This is a genomic window from Pseudomonas sp. FSL L8-0168, from assembly GCF_037976155.1.
Lineage (GTDB): Bacteria > Pseudomonadota > Gammaproteobacteria > Pseudomonadales > Pseudomonadaceae > Aquipseudomonas > Aquipseudomonas paracarnis.
This window is the reverse complement of sequence record NZ_CP150262.1, coordinates 199,482-215,173: the sequence shown is the minus strand read 5'-3', so window position 1 is coordinate 215,173 and position 15,692 is coordinate 199,482. Positions and strand designations below refer to the sequence as shown.

Below are 15,692 nucleotides of genomic sequence, written 5' to 3'. Positions count from 1 at the left end.
ACAAACAAGCTTGAAATCATGAGGCAGGCCATGGCTGCCGTGGAGAGAAGTAAATCAGTCAAGCTAAAAGCTCCGTACTGTGCTTAGTAATGAATACGCAGTGCGAGGGCACGTGCACGATGACAGCTCCATACGGATCCAGTAAGACAGCATAGTCTTGTAGAAAACGTGCTGTGATGACGGCGGTCATTTGCTTCGTGTACTTTCGACCCTCGACTTCACTTACGGATGAGTATCATGAATGACGATTTGAAGCAGTCAGGCTCTACGACTACATCACAAGCCACCATCTCTCTAGAGCAGGTCAAAACCGGCAGGGTCCTGGATTTTACCTGGGCGCCAAACGCCAACACCACGACCACCATCGTCTCGGCAGACTTTGTCGACTACAAGGTCGATACTGCCCAGGGCAGCCCCACTGGCGACAGCCATTCCATTGCACGATTTACCTATGTCCAGGGCAAAGGCGGTGGCCAGATCAGCCAGCTCTTTCTGGAAGAAATGCGTGCCGGTGTACGTGCCAATACCCAGATCGGGTTGATGGTAGGACGCAAATGGGTTCTGGACCCCAATGGGGAAGTTTCCGGCAGCATTGGTACATACGTGGTTGAGCAATTCGACGACATGCGCGCCAGTGTGAATTATGTCGGCTCCTTCGCCCGGGTCTTCGCGGATCCGAGAATGGTCAGTTACCACGCTGGCGGACATGTGCACACCAATGTTTCTATCACCGGCAGCAGGCCCTTGACCATGTCGGATTCAGGCAAGTCGATACTGGTCATCAGCGATACAGATGTCACGCTGACAATCGGTGATGATGTGATTGAAGGGTTCAAGGTGAATCTAATCCAGGCGGCCGCCGGCAAGATCAACATTGCCGTATCCAGCAGCCACGTGATCTACAGCAACGCTGGAAGCCGCACGCACACGCTCAATCCACTGGATGAGCTGGAAGTCAGTACCTTCCCATTCGGGCCGGTGTTCCTGGCCTTTCGAGTTAGACCAACTGCCTAAATAGCCCGGTATAACCAAACCCCAGAAACGCAAAAGCCCCGCTTTCGCGAGGCTTTCGTGTAAATCTTGGCGGGAAACCAGGGATTCGAACCCTGGAGACGCTATTAACGTCCGCCGGTTTTCAAGACCGGTGCATTCAACCACTCTGCCAATTTCCCTTGTGCATCACAGGATTATAGTAGCCCATCCTGTGTCAGCGGGCGCCATAATACCCGAATGAAACACACTGTCAAACTCTCTGCATCGCTTGTTACAAGGCGTCTGTTATGATCTTTGCGACTGAACGTTTCAAAACTGAAGGAGTGTCGCCATGCGCGAACAGAATTACGCAGTGAATGGCAACGCGCAGGCTGAGCAGCTTGAAGTCAGCCGCGTGTTGCGCAACACCTACGGCTTGCTCGCCCTTACCCTCGCATTCAGCGGCGTGATGGCTTACGTGGCCCAGCAGATGCGCGTCGGCTACCCGAATATCTTTGTCGTGTTGATCGGCTTCTACGGTCTCTTCTTCCTGACCAACAAGCTGCGTGACTCGGCCTGGGGCCTGGTGTCGGCGTTTGCCTTGACCGGTTTCATGGGCTTTATCCTCGGCCCGATCCTCAACCGCTACCTGGGCATGGCCGGCGGTGCGGAAGTGGTCAGTTCGGCGTTTGCCATGACGGCCCTGGTGTTTGGTGGTCTGTCGGCCTACGTGCTGATCAGCCGTAAGGACATGAGCTTCCTGGGTGGTTTCATCACCGCAGGTTTCTTCGTGCTGCTGGCGGCGGTGGTGGCCAGCATGTTCTTCCAGATCAGCGGCCTGCAATTGGCGATCAGCGCAGGTTTTGTGCTGTTTTCCTCGGTGTGCATCCTGTTCCAGACCAGCGCCATCATCCACGGCGGTGAGCGTAACTACATCATGGCGACCATCAGCCTGTATGTGTCGATCTACAACCTGTTCATCAGCCTGTTGCAGATCTTCGGCATCATGAGCCGCGACGACTGATCAGCCAACGCAATAAAAAATGCCCCGTATCGCGAGATACGGGGCATTTTCATTTTCAGGCCCGATAGCTCAGTACTGATTGGGTTCCATTTCCAGCTCGACCTTGAAGCGCTTGAAGATATCTTGCTGGATGCGTAGCGCCAGCTGGGCAATCTCCTGCCCGGTGGCGGTGCCGTAGTTGACCAGTACCAACGCTTGCAGCTTGTGCACGCCCGCATCGCCCTCCCGGAACCCCTTCCAACCGGCCTTGTCGATCAGCCAGCCGGCGGCGAGTTTCATTTGGCCGTCGGCCTGAGGGTAGGCCACCAGGTCCGGATACTGGCGTTGCAGCTCAACAGCCAAGGCTTGGGGTACCAGCGGATTCTTGAAGAAGCTGCCCGCATTGCCCAGCTCTGCCGGGTCTGGCAGTTTCTCGCGGCGAATGCTGCAGATCGCGCGGCTCACATCGCTTGGCGTGGCGTGGATGATGCCCTGCGCGGTCAGGCGCTGTTGCACCGGGCCGTAGTCGAGTGTCAGGTGACTGGCGCGGCTAAGGGCAAAGCGTACCCGCAGGATCAGCCAGCGCCCGACTTCGTGCTTGAACAGGCTGTCACGGTAGGCAAAGTTGCATTCGTCCAGGCTGAAGTCCCGCAGTTCGCCCGTCTGGCGATCCAGGGCGGTGAGGCCGGCAAACACATCCTTGATCTCTACGCCATAGGCACCGATGTTCTGCATCGGCGCGGCGCCGACAGTGCCCGGGATCAGGCTGAGGTTTTCCAGGCCGCAGAAGCCGTGCTCAAGCGTCCACAGCACAAACGGATGCCAGGCTTCGCCCGCTTCGGCTTCGACCACCACGTGCGTGCCATCGTCGCTCAGCACGCGAATGCCTTGTGTCGCCATACGCAACACCAGCGCCGGAACATCCTGGGTCAACAGCAAATTGCTGCCGCCTCCAATCACCAGCAACGGCACAGCCTGTGCGGCGGCATAGGCGATGGCCGCGCGCACGTCAGCATCACTGTGGGCCTCGGCAAATAATTGCGCGCTCACATCGATGCCAAAGCTGTTGAATGGCTTGAGCGATACCTGCGCACGCACTTGCAAGGTCATAACCGCCCCTTCAATTCGATCACCAATAAGTCACAGGCGCGTTCGATCAGGTCCAGGACCCGTTCGAAACCTTGCTCACCTTCATAGTAAGGGTCTGGCACCTCGTCCACTTCGCCATCAAAGCGACGCAGGAACAAATCCAGCTCCGCCTTGCCCTGCCCCGGCTGCATGGCCTTGAGGTTGCGCAGGTTGCTGCTGTCCATGGCCAGGATCAGGTCATAGCGGGCAAAGTCAGCGCGGGAAACCTGCTGGGCACGCTGGCTCGACAGGTCATAGCCGCGCGCCAGCGCCGCCCGTTGGCTGCGCTGGTCCGGCGGGTTGCCGACATGCCATTCCCCGGTGCCAGCAGACGCCACCTCAATCTGGCCAGCCAAGCCTGCTTCACGCAACTTATGGCGCAAGATGCCCTCAGCGGTTGGCGAGCGGCAGATATTGCCCAGGCATACAAACAGAACTTCCATCAGGCGCCCAGCAGGCGACGGACGCGTTCGAGGTCTTCCTGGGTGTCGACACCGGCTGGCGGTGCTTCCAACGCATCGCCCACGTGGATACGCACGCCGTGCCAGAGGGCACGCAGTTGCTCCAGGGACTCGGTATTTTCCAGCCAGCACGGGCCCCAGCTGACGAAGTCGTGCAAAAAACCGGCGCGGTAGGCATAGATGCCGATATGGCGGCGATATGGCACGCCCTCCGGCAACACGTCGCGATTCTTGGCAAAGGCATCCCGCGCCCACGGCAAGGTGGCGCGACTGAACGTCAGTGCCAGGCCGTTGATGTCGCTGACCACTTTCACCACATTCGGGTTGAACAGCGTCTCGATGTCTTCGATCGGTTCGGCCAGGGTCGCCATACGCGCCTCGCCATGGGCCGCGAGGTTGGCAGCGACCTGATCGATGACACTCGGCGGTATCAATGGCTCGTCACCCTGCACATTCACTACGATCGCATCGGGTGCCAGACCCAGCTGAGTGGCGACTTCGGCCAGGCGATCAGTACCGGAGTTATGGTCTTCGCGGGTCAGGACCGCTTCGGCACCAAAACCTTTGCACGCCTCGATGATGCGCGGGTCGTCGGTGGCCACCACCACCCGTTCGGCGCTGCTCTTGCACGCTTGTTCCCACACCAGCTGGATCATCGGCTTGGTGCCGATCATTTGCAGCGGCTTGCCCGGCAGGCGCGTCGAGGCATAGCGCGAGGGAATGACAACGGTAAAGGCGGTGGTCATTTATCCAGGCGCTCATCGGTAGTCAGAGTACGGGCTTCGCTTTCGAGCATGACCGGGATGCCGTCACGGATAGGGTAAGCCAGGCCGGCACCTTTGCTGATCAGCTCGGTTTTGTCGGCGCTGAGCTTGAGCGGGCCTTTGCAGATCGGGCAAGCGAGGATATCGAGCAGTTTGGTGTCCATGAGTGTTTCCTGGAAAGAAGCGTTTTAAGGCAAGAGACGGTTGGGCAGCAGACGCATCAACTGCATGTCGAACCAGGCGACGAACGCCGGCGACGGTACCGCATCCACCGCAAGGTACCACCAGTCGGGCTGGGCAAAGGCGCGGCACTTCACCGCGTCCTTTTCGGTCATGACCAGCGGCAATGACGGGGTAAAATTCAAGACCTCGGCGCTGTAGGGCGCGTGGTCGGCAAAAGCATGGGGTAGCGGCTGCCAGTGTAGCGTTTCAAGGGTATTGAAGAAACGTTGCGGGTTACCTATGCCGGCCACCGCATGCACCTGCTGGCCCTGCGCAAAGTAGGTGACCGGCTGGCGCTCGCCGCTGTGCAGGTTGACCAGCGCTGTGGGCAGCAGGCGAAAGGCAAAGCCATCTTCACGGTCCGAAACGGCACCGTTATAAAGTACCCCGTCCACACTCTTCAGGCGATCCACCGGTTCACGCAACGGCCCGGCTGGTAGGCACCGGCGGTTGCCGAGGCCGCGAGCGGCATCGATCAGCACCAGTTCAAGATCGCGAGCCAGGCGGTAATGCTGCAGGCCGTCATCGGAGAGGATCAGGTCCAGGGGCTCACTGGCCAGCAGTGCCTTTACCGCACGACTGCGATCAGGATCGATCATCAGCGGTACACCGCTGCGCTGCACGATCAGCAAGGGTTCATCACCGGCCACCTCGGCACTGTGGCCGGCCTCCACACGCCACGGCAGCTGCGGCGGCTTGGCACCGTAGCCTCGACTGACCACTCCTACGCGCAAACCGCTGCGGCGGCAGTGCTCGATCAACCACAAGATCAACGGCGTCTTGCCGGTGCCCCCCACCGTAATATTGCCCACCACGATCACTGGCACAGACGACTGATAAATCTCGCCCTCGCCCGCCACGAAGCGCGCACGCTTACGTTGAACCACACGGCGATACAACGATTCCAGCGGTCGCAGCAACATTAGTGCTGGATGACCTTCGTACCATGCCTTGAGTAAACGGTCGGAGATGGCCATCAGGGCGGGCTCGCCGCCTCGACAGTGGTCATGCGCAAATGGCTGAAACCGAGCTTGCCGGCAGCGTCCATGGCGGTGATCACGGCCTGGTGTGGGGTTTTGCCATCGGCGCTGATGGACAGCGGCAACTGGGTGTCGCCACCAGACTCCTTCTGCAACGCCTCCATCAGGCTGGCAAGGTCATTTTTCTCCAGCAACTGGTTATTCACCGAAAACACCCCTTCGGCGCTGATAGCGATGTCCAGCTGCTTGACTTGCTGGTCTTCGGCAGGCGAGCCACTCACCGCTTCAGGCAGGTCGACACGCAACTGGGTTTCCCGGGTGAAGGTGGTGGTCACGACAAAGAACAGCAGCAGGATAAACACCACGTCGATCAACGACGCGAGATTGATATCAACATTTTCCCGTTGCTTACGGCGAAATTTCACGCTTTGCCCTCGACCAGGTCTACATCACGGTCGCCCTGCACCACTTCTACCAGCTTGATGGCTTCCTGTTCCATACCGACCACCAGCTCATCAATGCGCCGCTGCAGGAAACGGTGGAAAAACACCGAAGGGATACCCACCATCAAGCCCGCAGCAGTGGTGATCAGGGCCTTGGAAATGCCCCCGGCCAATACCGACGCGTTGGTGGTCATGCCCGAGCCCGTGAACGCGCTGAAGATATCGATCATGCCCAGGACCGTGCCGAGCAAACCGAGCAACGGCGCCATGGCGGCGATAGTGCCGAGGGCGTTGATGTAGCGCTCCAGTTCATGAATAACCCGGGCGGCCGCCTCTTCGATGCACTCCTTCATGATCTCGCGACCATGCTTGGAATTGGCCAGGCCGGCGGCGAGGATTTCACCCAGTGGCGAATTGGCACGCAGCTCTTTGAGCTTTTGCTTGTCGAGCTGCTTGTTCTTGATCCAGCCCCAGACCTGCCCCAGCAAGTGCTCGGGGGTGACGCGACTGGCGCGCAGGGTCCACAGGCGTTCGGCGACGATGCCGAGTGCGACGATGGAGCTCAGAATGATCGGCAACATCATCCAGCCGCCGGATTTGACCAATTCCCACACAGTGAATGTCCCCTCGAAAAAGTGCGCCACTTTACCATATAGGGTCAACAGAAGGGTTCACCGGCTACAGGTCCGTCTGTCGCGGTTCGAGACCTTGGCAACGCCTGATTACGGTAACGGTTCGCGCCAGAAACGACGTTCGCTGCGCGCAACCGTCGCAGGCACAAACGCCCCCAGGCGCAGGCGCACAGCGCCCTGTTCGGCGCTGTCATACACCCGGCTGCCCAGTGCTTGGTAGCGGTCGAGGACCTGCGGATGAGGATGGCCAAACGTATTGCTGCGACCGCGGGAAATCAGCACAGAGGTGGGCGCCAACCGTTGTACGAAAGGCCAGGACGAAGAACTTCGGCTGCCATGGTGCGGGGCCTGCAGCCAGTCGGTCGGAACCGCCAGCGGGGATGCCAGAAACGCCTGTTCGGCAGCGCGATCAATGTCGCCGGTGAGCAGCAGGCGTTCGCCATTGGCCTGGACGTGCAGCACGCACGACCTCGGATTGCCCTCAAGCCCACCCGCCCACTGCCACAGTTCAAACGACACACCATCCCATTCCCATCGTTCGCCGCTGGTACAGGGCTGGGTGGCGAGAAAGGCTGGCAAGCCCTCGATTTCGCCGCCCACCACGCGTTTGACGGGCAGCCCCCGAGCCACTGCTGCCGCACCACCGGCGTGATCGGCGTCGGCATGGCTGAGCAGCATCATGTCCAACTGCCCTACCCCGAGTTTTTTCAACGACGGCAACACGACGCGCGCGCCGAGGTCGACAGGCCCCGAGCGCGGCCCGGCATCGTAGAGCAAGGTGTGATGGCGGGTGCGCAGGATCAGTGCCTGCCCCTGGCCGACATCCAGTTGCAACACATCGACCTGTCCGTGGGGCACCCACTGCCGGGGCGGGAAAACGGCCATCAACAACATGGGCCAGCCCAACACCCGGAACGGCACCCCTTTGGGCAGCAGTAACACCACTGCGCCCATCAGGCTGACCAGCCAATACGCCAGCGGCACCTCGGGCGGCACCCAGGCCGGCAATTGCCCGGCAAGCAGCGCCAGGCCCTTGAACAATCCGTCCAGCGCGCCGCCGGCCAGCCACAGCACAGCTTCCCCCGCCAGCGGCACCCACAACAACGCCGTGCCCAGCAGCGCCAGGGGCAGCACCACCAGGCTGATCCACGGCACGGCAAACAGATTGGCCACCGGTGCGCTGAGGCTGATGGGCAAACCCAACACCAGCAACACCGGAAACAAGCCAATGGCAATCAACCACTGAGGCCGGGTCCACGCCTGCCAGACGCTCCACGGCCCCAAGCGCCCGCCGAACGCCAGCAACAATACCGCGACCGCCGCAAACGATAACCAGAACCCTACCTGCAGGCTGGCCAAGGGCTCCAGCACCAGCACGCCGTTCAGCGCCAGCAGCAACGGCCACCACAGCCCCAAATGGCGGAAACGCAGACGCCACAGCAACACCAGGCCGACCATCATACAAGCCCGCTGCACCGGCACGCCAAACCCCGCCAGCAGGCCATAACCCAACGCTGCGCCAAAAGCCAGGCCGCACGCCCACGGCAGCCACGGCCAGGTTTGTGGCCAGCAACCATAGCGCGCCAATACCGCGACAAAGCCGTAGATCAAGCCCGCCAACAAGCCGATATGCTGCCCGGAAATCACCAGCAGATGCACCGTGCCCGTGTCCTGCAACACCTGCCAATCCTCAGGCGCCAAGCCGGAACCGTCGCCCAATACCAACGCCGCCAAGCCCGCCTCGCGGCCTTGGGCATCCACCGCCATCACGCGCTGGCGAACAGCATCGCGCCAGGCATTGCGGGCCGGTGCGAGGCGTTCACCATCTTTTACCGTTGCAGTGGCACCGATACGCTGGGCCAGCAGCCAGGCTTCGTGGTCAACTCCATGAAAATTGAGCAGGCCCGCAGGCCGCTTGAGTGTCAGCGCCAGGCGCCAGCGTTCGCCGCTGTTCACCACTGGCCCGCCGTGCCAGGACACGCGGATACGTTTGGGCAGCCGCCCCTTGCGCAACCGGCCGTCGGCCAGTTCAAAGCGCACGCCCGTAACCGTCTGCTGGGGCAAGCCGACCACACGCCCCTCCACCCAACGAGTCTGCCCATCCAGGGCCGGCTGCAGTCGATCATCCAACGCCCGCTGCGCGCTAAAGCAAGCCCAGCTCAACCCCACCAGAAAAAAGGCCAAGGGATAGGACCGAAAAGGCAACAGCATCAAGGCCAACACCAGCATGCCCAATAACGCGCCGCCGGGCGGCAGGGCCGGCAACCAACGCAACATCAGCAACCCCAGCGCCAACGCCAACATCCCTGTCTTCATGGATCATCCTTTTCCAGTGATCCACTCAGTCTTAGTCGGCTGAACGACAGCGCCTATGATGTTTTGTCACAAAGTCTGAATTTTCTGTTTATAGAATCCGGGCATACTTGCCCCTCGAATTGACCTGGACCCCTTATGCCCCGGCGCTTATTCAAACGGTACATGCCAGACCCCAGCAGTATCAGGGAACACAAGTCATTACAGTTTCTTGGCACGCTGCTGCATGACCCCAACCTATGGCACCTGAACCGGCACTCCGTGGCGCGCGCCATGGCGGTGGGTTTATTTGCGGCGTTTATCCCGATTCCGTTGCAGATGTTGCTCGCCGCAGTGCTCGCGATCTCGGTGCGCGGCAATATGCCCATCGCCATCAGCCTGGTGTGGTTGACCAACCCCATCACCATGCCGGTGGTGTTCATCTGCACCTATATGACCGGCGCCTGGCTGATGAATGTGCCGCCACGCAGCTTGCCCGACAACCTGACGTGGGAATGGATCAGCGGCCAGTTGAGCACACTCTGGCAGCCGTTCCTGCTGGGTTCGGTGGTATTGGGGGTAGTATTGGGCGCCCTGGCCTATTGCCTGACCATGGCGTACTGGCGCTGGTGGGTGGCGCACCAGTGGAAAAAACGCAAACTGCGTAGGCGCTGAGCGCTAACGGGCCAGCAAGTGCAAATGCACCCGCAGGCCCTGCCCGGTATTTTCCGCCCATAAGCGACCGCCCTGGCGCTGCACGGCGTTGCGGGCAATGCTCAGGCCCAGGCCGAAACCACCATCGCCGGGCCGCGAGCCGTCCAGGCGGGTAAAGGGCGCGAAGATGCGCTCCAGATCATCCTCAGCAATCCCAGCGCCCTGATCCTGCAGCCAGATATGCCAATAGTCCCCCTCCCGACAGCCGTCGAGTTGCACCCAGCCGCCCTGGGGCGAGTGGCGTACGGCGTTGCGCAGGATATTTTCCAAGGCCTGGGCCAGTGCATTGAGGTTGCCACGCACCCAACTGTCCGCGGGTAACAGGCACGGCAAGCGCGATGCGGGCCAACCGCTTTCAAAACACGCGTTCTCGCGCAATATGTCCCATAACGCCTGGAGCTGAATGTCTTCCTGTGGCAGCGGCGTTGTTTCGCTGTCGAGCCACGCCAGTTGCAGGCTGTCTTCCACCAGGCGCTGCATGGCGTCGATTTCCCGGCCCAGGCGCTCGCGCAGCTTGGCCGGGTCTTGCTCGCTGTCGCAGGCTACCCGCAGGCGGCTCAAGGGTGTGCGCAGTTCATGGGACATATCGCGCAGCAACTGCTGCTGCAAACGCACGGTGCCCTGCAAGCGTTCGGACATATGGTCAAAGGCGCGGCCCAGCTCGCCCAGTTCATCCTGGCGGCTGGTGGCATCACGGGACATTCGCGTATTGAGTTGGTCGGCACGCCAGGCATTGGCCTGCTCGCGCAATTGATTGAGGGGCATGATCAGCAGCCGATAGAGGCCGATGCACAGCAACAGGGTAAATAGACCGGGAATCACACCATTGGTGACCACTCGCCAAAACAGTTGATAGCGCCCTGGCATAAAGCGCTGCGGCAGCTCGATCACCAGCGACCCCGCGCCAGGGTCGACCGGAAACGGCACCTTCATCCAGGGCAAACCGATGACATGCCGGCTGACCGGCCAATCCAATCCACGCAAGAACGTCAGGCGCTGGCTTTCCTTGTCACTCAAGGGCGTGCTGCTAAGGGACTGCAAGTCGTTACCGATCACGCCAACCCAGGTGCTTTCACGCTCGGCCATTCGCTGCAGCCAGGCATCCACGCCAGCACTGCCCTGTGTGCTCCACGCCAGTTCGGCACCGGCGGCATAGCCAGTGAGAATCTCCCGCGACTTCTCGGACAGGTACGCGCTCTGCTGCTCCATGTAGCGGCCCCACGACCAACTGAGCCAAATCATCAGCAAACAGAAGGCGATCAACAGGCAGGCCAGCTTCCAGAACAACGAGTGTTTGCCGGGCAGTCGCTCAAAGCCCTTCATCGTGACCGCTCAGCACGTAGCCCTTGCCCCACACGGTGCGCACTTCACGCTCGATGTAACCGATGGCCTTGAGCTTGCGGCGGATCTGGCTGACGTGCATGTCGAGACTGCGGTCATGGGGCGCATAACCGCGCTGCAACACCTGCTGATACAGGAAGGCTTTGCTGAGGACTTCTTCGGCATTGCGGTGCAGGGTTTCCAGCAGGCGGTATTCGCTGCGCGTGAGCCCGGCCCACTGGTCCTGGCAGGACACATCGCAGCGTTCATCATCAAAGTGCAGCACCCGGGCATGTTCAGGTACCGAGGCGCGCGGCGGCTCGGGCCGGCGATCCAGGGCAACGCGGCGCAGGATCGCTTCAATTCGCACGCACAGTTCAACCATGCTGAACGGCTTGGGCAAATAGTCGTCCGCGCCCAGGCGAAAACCGCTGATACGGTCGGCTTCAGCGCCCAGGGCCGACATCAGGATCACGGGCATGGCGTGGCTCTGGCGCAAATGGGTGAGGATCGACAAACCGTCCAGCCCCGGCAGCAGAATGTCCATCAGCACCAGGTCGAAGGCCTGGGCGCGGGCCAGTTGCAGGCCCTGCTGGCCGTTCTGGCACCAGGTCACCTGGAAGCCGCTGCGGCCAAGCTGCTCGTGCACGTAGGCGCCCAACACCGGGTCGTCTTCGATGGTCAGGATACTGGGTAGGCCAACTGCTGCGGGAGTCATTAGCGTCTGCAAGTCATTCTCAATCACTGATTATTCAAGATTAAACGTTCACAGGCAATCGCCACCCGGCGCCGAATGGCCCGAAGATTGCCGCATGTCATTAATTTGCAAGATTCCAGACCGTGCAAATGGCTACACTGCGCAGGTGGCGCGGGCCGGATGCCGGCGTGGATCATTGATAACAACGTGGTAGCAGGAGAGTGGCGTGCTTAGAAGAATGGGGATAAAAGGCCGCGTACTGTTGCTGACCTTATTACCGACCAGCCTGATGGCGCTGTTGTTGGGCGGCTATTTCACCTGGATGCAACTCTCGGAGTTGCAGACCCAACTGCTGCAACGCGGCGAAATGATCGCCGAGCAATTGGCACCCTTGGTGGCACCCGCGCTGGGCCATAAGAACACCGACCTGCTGGAGCGCATCGCGACCCAGTCCCTGGAGCAGCCGGATGTGCGCGCCGTGTCGTTCCTGGCGCCCGACCGTTCGTCCCTGGCCCATGCCGGTCCGACCATGCTCAACCAGCCGCCCACCGGCAACAGTTCGCACCTGTTGCAGCGCACCGGCAATGACGCCACTCGCTATCTACTGCCGGTGTTTGGCCGCCATCGCAACCTGGCGGGCGAGTTGATTCCCGATGAGGCCGACCGTCTACTGGGTTGGGTCGAAGTGGAGCTGTCCCACAATGGCATGTTGCTGCGCGGCTATCGCAGCCTGTTCGCCAGCCTGCTGCTGATCGCCATCGGCCTGATGTGCACCGCCGCCCTCGCCCTGCGTATCAGCCGCACCATCAATTCGCCGATTGGCCAGATCAAGCAAGCCGTGACCCAGCTCAAGGACGGCAACCTGGAGACACGCCTGCCACCCTTGGGCAGCCAGGAACTGGACCAACTCGCGTCGGGCATCAACCGCATGGCCGAAACCCTGCAAAATGCCCAGGAAGAGCTGCAACACAGCATCGACCAGGCCACCGAAGACGTGCGCCAGAACCTGGAAACCATCGAGATCCAGAACATCGAGCTGGACCTGGCGCGCAAGGAAGCCCTGGAGGCCAGCCGTATCAAGTCGGAGTTCCTGGCCAACATGAGCCATGAAATCCGCACGCCGCTCAACGGCATCCTCGGCTTTACTCACCTGTTGCAAAAAAGCGAGCTGTCGCCGCGCCAGTTGGACTACCTGGGCACTATCGAAAAGTCTGCGGATAACTTGCTGGGCATCATTAACGAGATCCTCGATTTCTCGAAGATTGAAGCCGGCAAGCTGGTGCTCGACAGCGTGCCTTTCAACCTGCGCGACTTGCTGCAAGACACCTTGACCATCCTCGCTCCCGCCGCCCATGCCAAGCAGCTCGAATTGGTGAGCCTGGTTTACCGCGACACGCCCCTGGCGTTGGTGGGCGACCCGCTGCGGCTCAAGCAGATCCTGACCAACCTGATCAGTAATGCGATCAAGTTCACCCGCGAAGGCACCATTGTGGCCCGGGCCATGATCGAGGACGAGCAGGAAGACAGCGTGCAATTGCGCATCAGTGTGCAAGACACCGGCATTGGCCTGTCGAACCAGGATGTGCGCGCCCTGTTCCAGGCATTCAGCCAGGCCGACAACTCGCTGTCGCGCCAGCCCGGCGGCACCGGTTTGGGCCTGGTGATTTCCAAGCGGTTGATCGAGCAGATGGGCGGCGAAATCGGCGTCGACAGCACGCCGGGTGAAGGTTCGGAATTCTGGATCAGCCTGAACCTGCCCAAGACCCGTGACGACGTCGAAGACCTGCCCGCCGCGCCGCTATTAGGGCGTCGTGTGGCCGTGCTGGAAAACCACGAACTGGCGCGCCAGGCCCTGCAACATCAGTTGGAAGACTGCGGCCTGGAAGTCACGCCGTTCAATACCCTGGAAAGCCTGACCAACGGCATCACCAGTGCGCACCAGACCGAACAGGCCATCAGCCTGGCGGTGCTCGGCGTCACGGCCAACGACATTCCGCCCGAGCGCCTCAACCAACACCTGTGGGACCTTGAACACCTGGGCTGCAAGGTGCTGGTGCTGTGCCCGACCACCGAGCAGATGCTGTTCAACCAATCGGTGCCCAACCCCAACAGCCAATTGCAGGCCAAGCCCGCCTGTACGCGCAAGTTGCGCCGTTCCCTGGCCGACCTGATCAGCCCGCGCCCTTCGCGCAGCGAACCCGGTGAGCCGTTGTCCAGCCGTGCGCCACGGGTGCTGTGCGTGGACGACAACCCGGCCAACCTGTTGCTGGTGCAAACCCTGTTGGAAGACATGGGCGCCAAGGTGCAGGCGGTGGAAAGCGGTTACGCGGCGGTCGACGCCGTGAAGCAGGAAACGTTCGATTTGGTGCTGATGGACGTGCAAATGCCCGGCATGGATGGCCGCCAGAGCACCGAGGCGATCCGCCAGTGGGAAAGCGAGCGCCACGGCACGCCGCTGCCGGTGGTGGCCCTCACGGCCCACGCCATGGCCAACGAAAAACGCGCCCTGCTGCAAAGCGGTATGGACGACTACCTGACCAAACCCATCAGCGAGCGGCAATTGGCCCAGGTGGTATTGAAATGGACCGGCCTGGCGCTGCGTAACCAAGGCCCGGAGCGCACCCATGAAGGTGCGGCCCAGGGCGTGCAGCTCTTGGTACTCGACCACGAAGAAGGCCTGCGCCTGGCCGCCAACAAGGCCGACCTGGCCGCCGATATGCTCGCCATGCTGCTGGCCTCCCTGGAGGCTGATCGCCTGGCAATTACCCACGCCCGCGAAGCCAATGACAACCATGCCTTGATCGAGCGCGTGCACCGTTTGCACGGCGCCACCCGCTACTGTGGCGTGCCGCAATTACGAGCAGCCTGCCAACGCGCCGAAACCCTGCTCAAGCAGGATGACGCCAAGGCCATGGCCGCGCTGGACGAACTGGACATGGCGATTGCGCGGCTGGCCAGTGAAGCCAGAGTCAGCGCCTGACCCTGTTTTCATGGGCAACGAATCAACAATGTGTAAATTGCAGGGAGCCTTCTCAATGCGCGTCATTCTCTTCAGCAGCCAAACCTACGACCGCGAGAGTTTCCTCGGCGAACCGCTGCCGGCTGGCCTGGAACTGCAATTCCAACCCGCCCGGCTCAACCTCGATACCGTGGCCCTGGCCGAACACCACGAGGTGGTCTGTGCCTTTATCAACGACGACCTCAGCGCCCCGGTGCTGGAGCACTTGGCCAAGGGCGGCACACGCCTGATTGCCCTGCGCTCGGCGGGCTACAACCACGTCGACCTACCCGCCGCCCAGCGCCTGGGCTTGACCATCGTGCGCGTGCCCGCCTATTCGCCCCACGCAGTGGCCGAGCATGCCGTCGCCCTGATCCTGGCCCTCAACCGTCGCCTGCACCGTGCCTACAACCGTACCCGCGACGGTGATTTCAGCCTGCACGGGCTGACCGGTTTTGATCTGGTCGGCAAAACGGTCGGCGTGGTCGGCACCGGTCAGATCGGCGCGACCTTCGCCAAGATCATGGCCGGCTTCGGCTGCCAGTTGCTGGCCTACGATCCCTTCCCCAACCCACAGGTGCAGGACCTCGGGGCCCGCTACGTGAGCCTGCCTGAACTGTTGGCGAAGGCGCAAATCATCAGCCTGCACTGCCCGCTGACCGCCGACAGCAAACACCTGATCAATGCCCGTTCACTCGCGCAGATGCAAACCGGTGCGATGCTGATCAACACCGGGCGCGGTGGCCTGGTCGACACGCCAGCACTGATCGAAGCGCTCAAGCTTGGCCGGTTGGGCTACCTGGGGCTGGACGTCTACGAAGAAGAAGCCCAATTGTTTTTCGAGGACCGCTCGGACCTGCCCCTGCAGGATGACGTGCTTGCCCGCCTGCTGACCTTCCCCAACGTCATCATCACCGCGCACCAGGCCTTCCTCACCCGTGAGGCCCTGGCGGCGATTGCCGGTACCACATTGGCCAACATTGCCGCGTGGGCCGATGGCCGGGCGCAGAACCTGGTCAAGGGATGATCAGCGGTCACATACCAGGCTCATGATAGGCCGGCACCC

The 15,692-nt window shown here is 61.3% G+C and carries 15 protein-coding genes and 1 tRNA gene; 5 read left to right on the top strand and 11 right to left on the bottom strand.

Annotated elements, in window-relative coordinates:
- Positions 1-237: 237 nt before the first annotated feature.
- On the top strand, positions 238-1,014 hold the full coding sequence (locus MHH62_RS00970) for a hypothetical protein (protein WP_198833277.1): 777 nt from the start codon (positions 238-240) through the stop codon (positions 1,012-1,014).
- A gap of 67 nt (positions 1,015-1,081) precedes the next feature.
- Here the strand turns inward: MHH62_RS00970 and MHH62_RS00965 are convergent.
- Positions 1,082-1,172: transfer RNA gene (locus MHH62_RS00965), tRNA-Ser, on the bottom strand.
- 152 nt (positions 1,173-1,324) lie between these two features.
- On the opposite strand from MHH62_RS00965, the gene MHH62_RS00960 reads away from it, so the two are divergent.
- Positions 1,325-1,996, top strand: a complete 672-nt coding sequence (locus MHH62_RS00960) for a Bax inhibitor-1/YccA family protein (RefSeq protein WP_003192030.1) — start codon at positions 1,325-1,327, stop codon at positions 1,994-1,996.
- Between the two features lie 69 nt (positions 1,997-2,065).
- Here MHH62_RS00960 and murB read toward each other — a convergent pair whose 3' ends face one another.
- From murB to MHH62_RS00920, 8 genes are all read right to left on the bottom strand, one after another.
- Entirely contained in the window at positions 2,066-3,085 is a 1,020-nt protein-coding gene (murB, locus tag MHH62_RS00955) for a UDP-N-acetylmuramate dehydrogenase (RefSeq protein ID WP_198833278.1), read from the bottom strand.
- The gene (locus tag MHH62_RS00950) at positions 3,082-3,546 is read right to left on the bottom strand and encodes a low molecular weight protein-tyrosine-phosphatase (RefSeq protein ID WP_014718874.1); all 465 of its coding nucleotides are present in this window, start codon (positions 3,544-3,546) and stop codon (positions 3,082-3,084) included. The genes murB and MHH62_RS00950 overlap by 4 nt, the downstream gene beginning before the upstream one ends.
- Entirely contained in the window at positions 3,546-4,310 is a 765-nt protein-coding gene (gene kdsB / locus MHH62_RS00945) for a 3-deoxy-manno-octulosonate cytidylyltransferase (RefSeq protein ID WP_103452076.1), read from the bottom strand. Before kdsB ends, MHH62_RS00950 begins: the two co-directional genes overlap by 1 nt.
- Positions 4,307-4,492 (bottom strand): Trm112 family protein, encoded by a 186-nt coding sequence (locus MHH62_RS00940; protein ID WP_003174668.1) that lies wholly within the window; start codon positions 4,490-4,492, stop codon positions 4,307-4,309. Before MHH62_RS00940 ends, kdsB begins: the two co-directional genes overlap by 4 nt.
- A gap of 24 nt (positions 4,493-4,516) precedes the next feature.
- Positions 4,517-5,527: a tetraacyldisaccharide 4'-kinase gene (gene lpxK / locus MHH62_RS00935; protein ID WP_032902859.1), complete on the bottom strand. Its 1,011-nt coding sequence runs from the start codon at positions 5,525-5,527 to the stop codon at positions 4,517-4,519.
- Positions 5,527-5,955, bottom strand: coding sequence for a biopolymer transporter ExbD (locus MHH62_RS00930; RefSeq protein ID WP_014718877.1), 429 nt, complete (start codon positions 5,953-5,955; stop codon positions 5,527-5,529). Before MHH62_RS00930 ends, lpxK begins: the two co-directional genes overlap by 1 nt.
- Positions 5,952-6,587 (bottom strand): MotA/TolQ/ExbB proton channel family protein, encoded by a 636-nt coding sequence (locus MHH62_RS00925; RefSeq protein WP_003192043.1) that lies wholly within the window; start codon positions 6,585-6,587, stop codon positions 5,952-5,954. The genes MHH62_RS00930 and MHH62_RS00925 overlap by 4 nt, the downstream gene beginning before the upstream one ends.
- A 108-nt stretch (positions 6,588-6,695) precedes the next feature.
- A complete protein-coding gene (locus tag MHH62_RS00920; protein ID WP_339232237.1) occupies positions 6,696-8,921 on the bottom strand; it encodes a DNA internalization-related competence protein ComEC/Rec2 in 2,226 nt (741 codons plus the stop codon).
- A 135-nt stretch (positions 8,922-9,056) separates the two neighbouring features.
- Between MHH62_RS00920 and MHH62_RS00915 the strand changes: the two genes are divergently transcribed.
- Positions 9,057-9,572, top strand: a complete 516-nt coding sequence (locus tag MHH62_RS00915) for a DUF2062 domain-containing protein (RefSeq protein ID WP_003192045.1) — start codon at positions 9,057-9,059, stop codon at positions 9,570-9,572.
- A gap of 3 nt (positions 9,573-9,575) precedes the next feature.
- On the opposite strand, the gene MHH62_RS00910 is transcribed toward MHH62_RS00915, so the two are convergent.
- The gene (locus tag MHH62_RS00910) at positions 9,576-10,934 is read right to left on the bottom strand and encodes a sensor histidine kinase (protein ID WP_103451700.1); all 1,359 of its coding nucleotides are present in this window, start codon (positions 10,932-10,934) and stop codon (positions 9,576-9,578) included.
- Positions 10,921-11,649: a response regulator transcription factor gene (locus MHH62_RS00905; RefSeq protein WP_014718880.1), complete on the bottom strand. Its 729-nt coding sequence runs from the start codon at positions 11,647-11,649 to the stop codon at positions 10,921-10,923. The genes MHH62_RS00910 and MHH62_RS00905 overlap by 14 nt, the downstream gene beginning before the upstream one ends.
- Before the next feature lie 205 nt (positions 11,650-11,854).
- Between MHH62_RS00905 and MHH62_RS00900 the strand changes: the two genes are divergently transcribed.
- On the top strand, positions 11,855-14,608 hold the full coding sequence (locus tag MHH62_RS00900) for a response regulator (protein WP_019816717.1): 2,754 nt from the start codon (positions 11,855-11,857) through the stop codon (positions 14,606-14,608).
- A 55-nt stretch (positions 14,609-14,663) separates the two neighbouring features.
- Positions 14,664-15,653 (top strand): 2-hydroxyacid dehydrogenase, encoded by a 990-nt coding sequence (locus MHH62_RS00895; protein ID WP_020302959.1) that lies wholly within the window; start codon positions 14,664-14,666, stop codon positions 15,651-15,653.
- The last annotated feature ends 39 nt before the right edge of the window (positions 15,654-15,692 follow it).

Bases quoted from the DNA above. Each gene is read 5' to 3' on its own strand.
- kdsB (WP_103452076.1), bottom strand. From the start codon at position 4,310: ATGACCACCGCCTTTACCGTTGTCATTCCCTCGCGCTATGCCTCGACG.
- MHH62_RS00920 (WP_339232237.1), bottom strand. From the start codon at position 8,921: ATGAAGACAGGGATGTTGGCGTTGGCGCTGGGGTTGCTGATGTTGCGT.
- MHH62_RS00940 (WP_003174668.1), bottom strand. From the start codon at position 4,492: ATGGACACCAAACTGCTCGATATCCTCGCTTGCCCGATCTGCAAAGGC.
- murB (WP_198833278.1), bottom strand. From the start codon at position 3,085: ATGACCTTGCAAGTGCGTGCGCAGGTATCGCTCAAGCCATTCAACAGC.
- lpxK (WP_032902859.1), bottom strand. From the start codon at position 5,527: ATGGCCATCTCCGACCGTTTACTCAAGGCATGGTACGAAGGTCATCCA.
- MHH62_RS00905 (WP_014718880.1), bottom strand. From the start codon at position 11,649: ATGACTCCCGCAGCAGTTGGCCTACCCAGTATCCTGACCATCGAAGAC.
- MHH62_RS00915 (WP_003192045.1), top strand. From the start codon at position 9,057: ATGCCCCGGCGCTTATTCAAACGGTACATGCCAGACCCCAGCAGTATC.
- MHH62_RS00910 (WP_103451700.1), bottom strand. From the start codon at position 10,934: ATGAAGGGCTTTGAGCGACTGCCCGGCAAACACTCGTTGTTCTGGAAG.
- MHH62_RS00950 (WP_014718874.1), bottom strand. From the start codon at position 3,546: ATGGAAGTTCTGTTTGTATGCCTGGGCAATATCTGCCGCTCGCCAACC.
- MHH62_RS00895 (WP_020302959.1), top strand. From the start codon at position 14,664: ATGCGCGTCATTCTCTTCAGCAGCCAAACCTACGACCGCGAGAGTTTC.
- MHH62_RS00970 (WP_198833277.1), top strand. From the start codon at position 238: ATGAATGACGATTTGAAGCAGTCAGGCTCTACGACTACATCACAAGCC.
- MHH62_RS00960 (WP_003192030.1), top strand. From the start codon at position 1,325: ATGCGCGAACAGAATTACGCAGTGAATGGCAACGCGCAGGCTGAGCAG.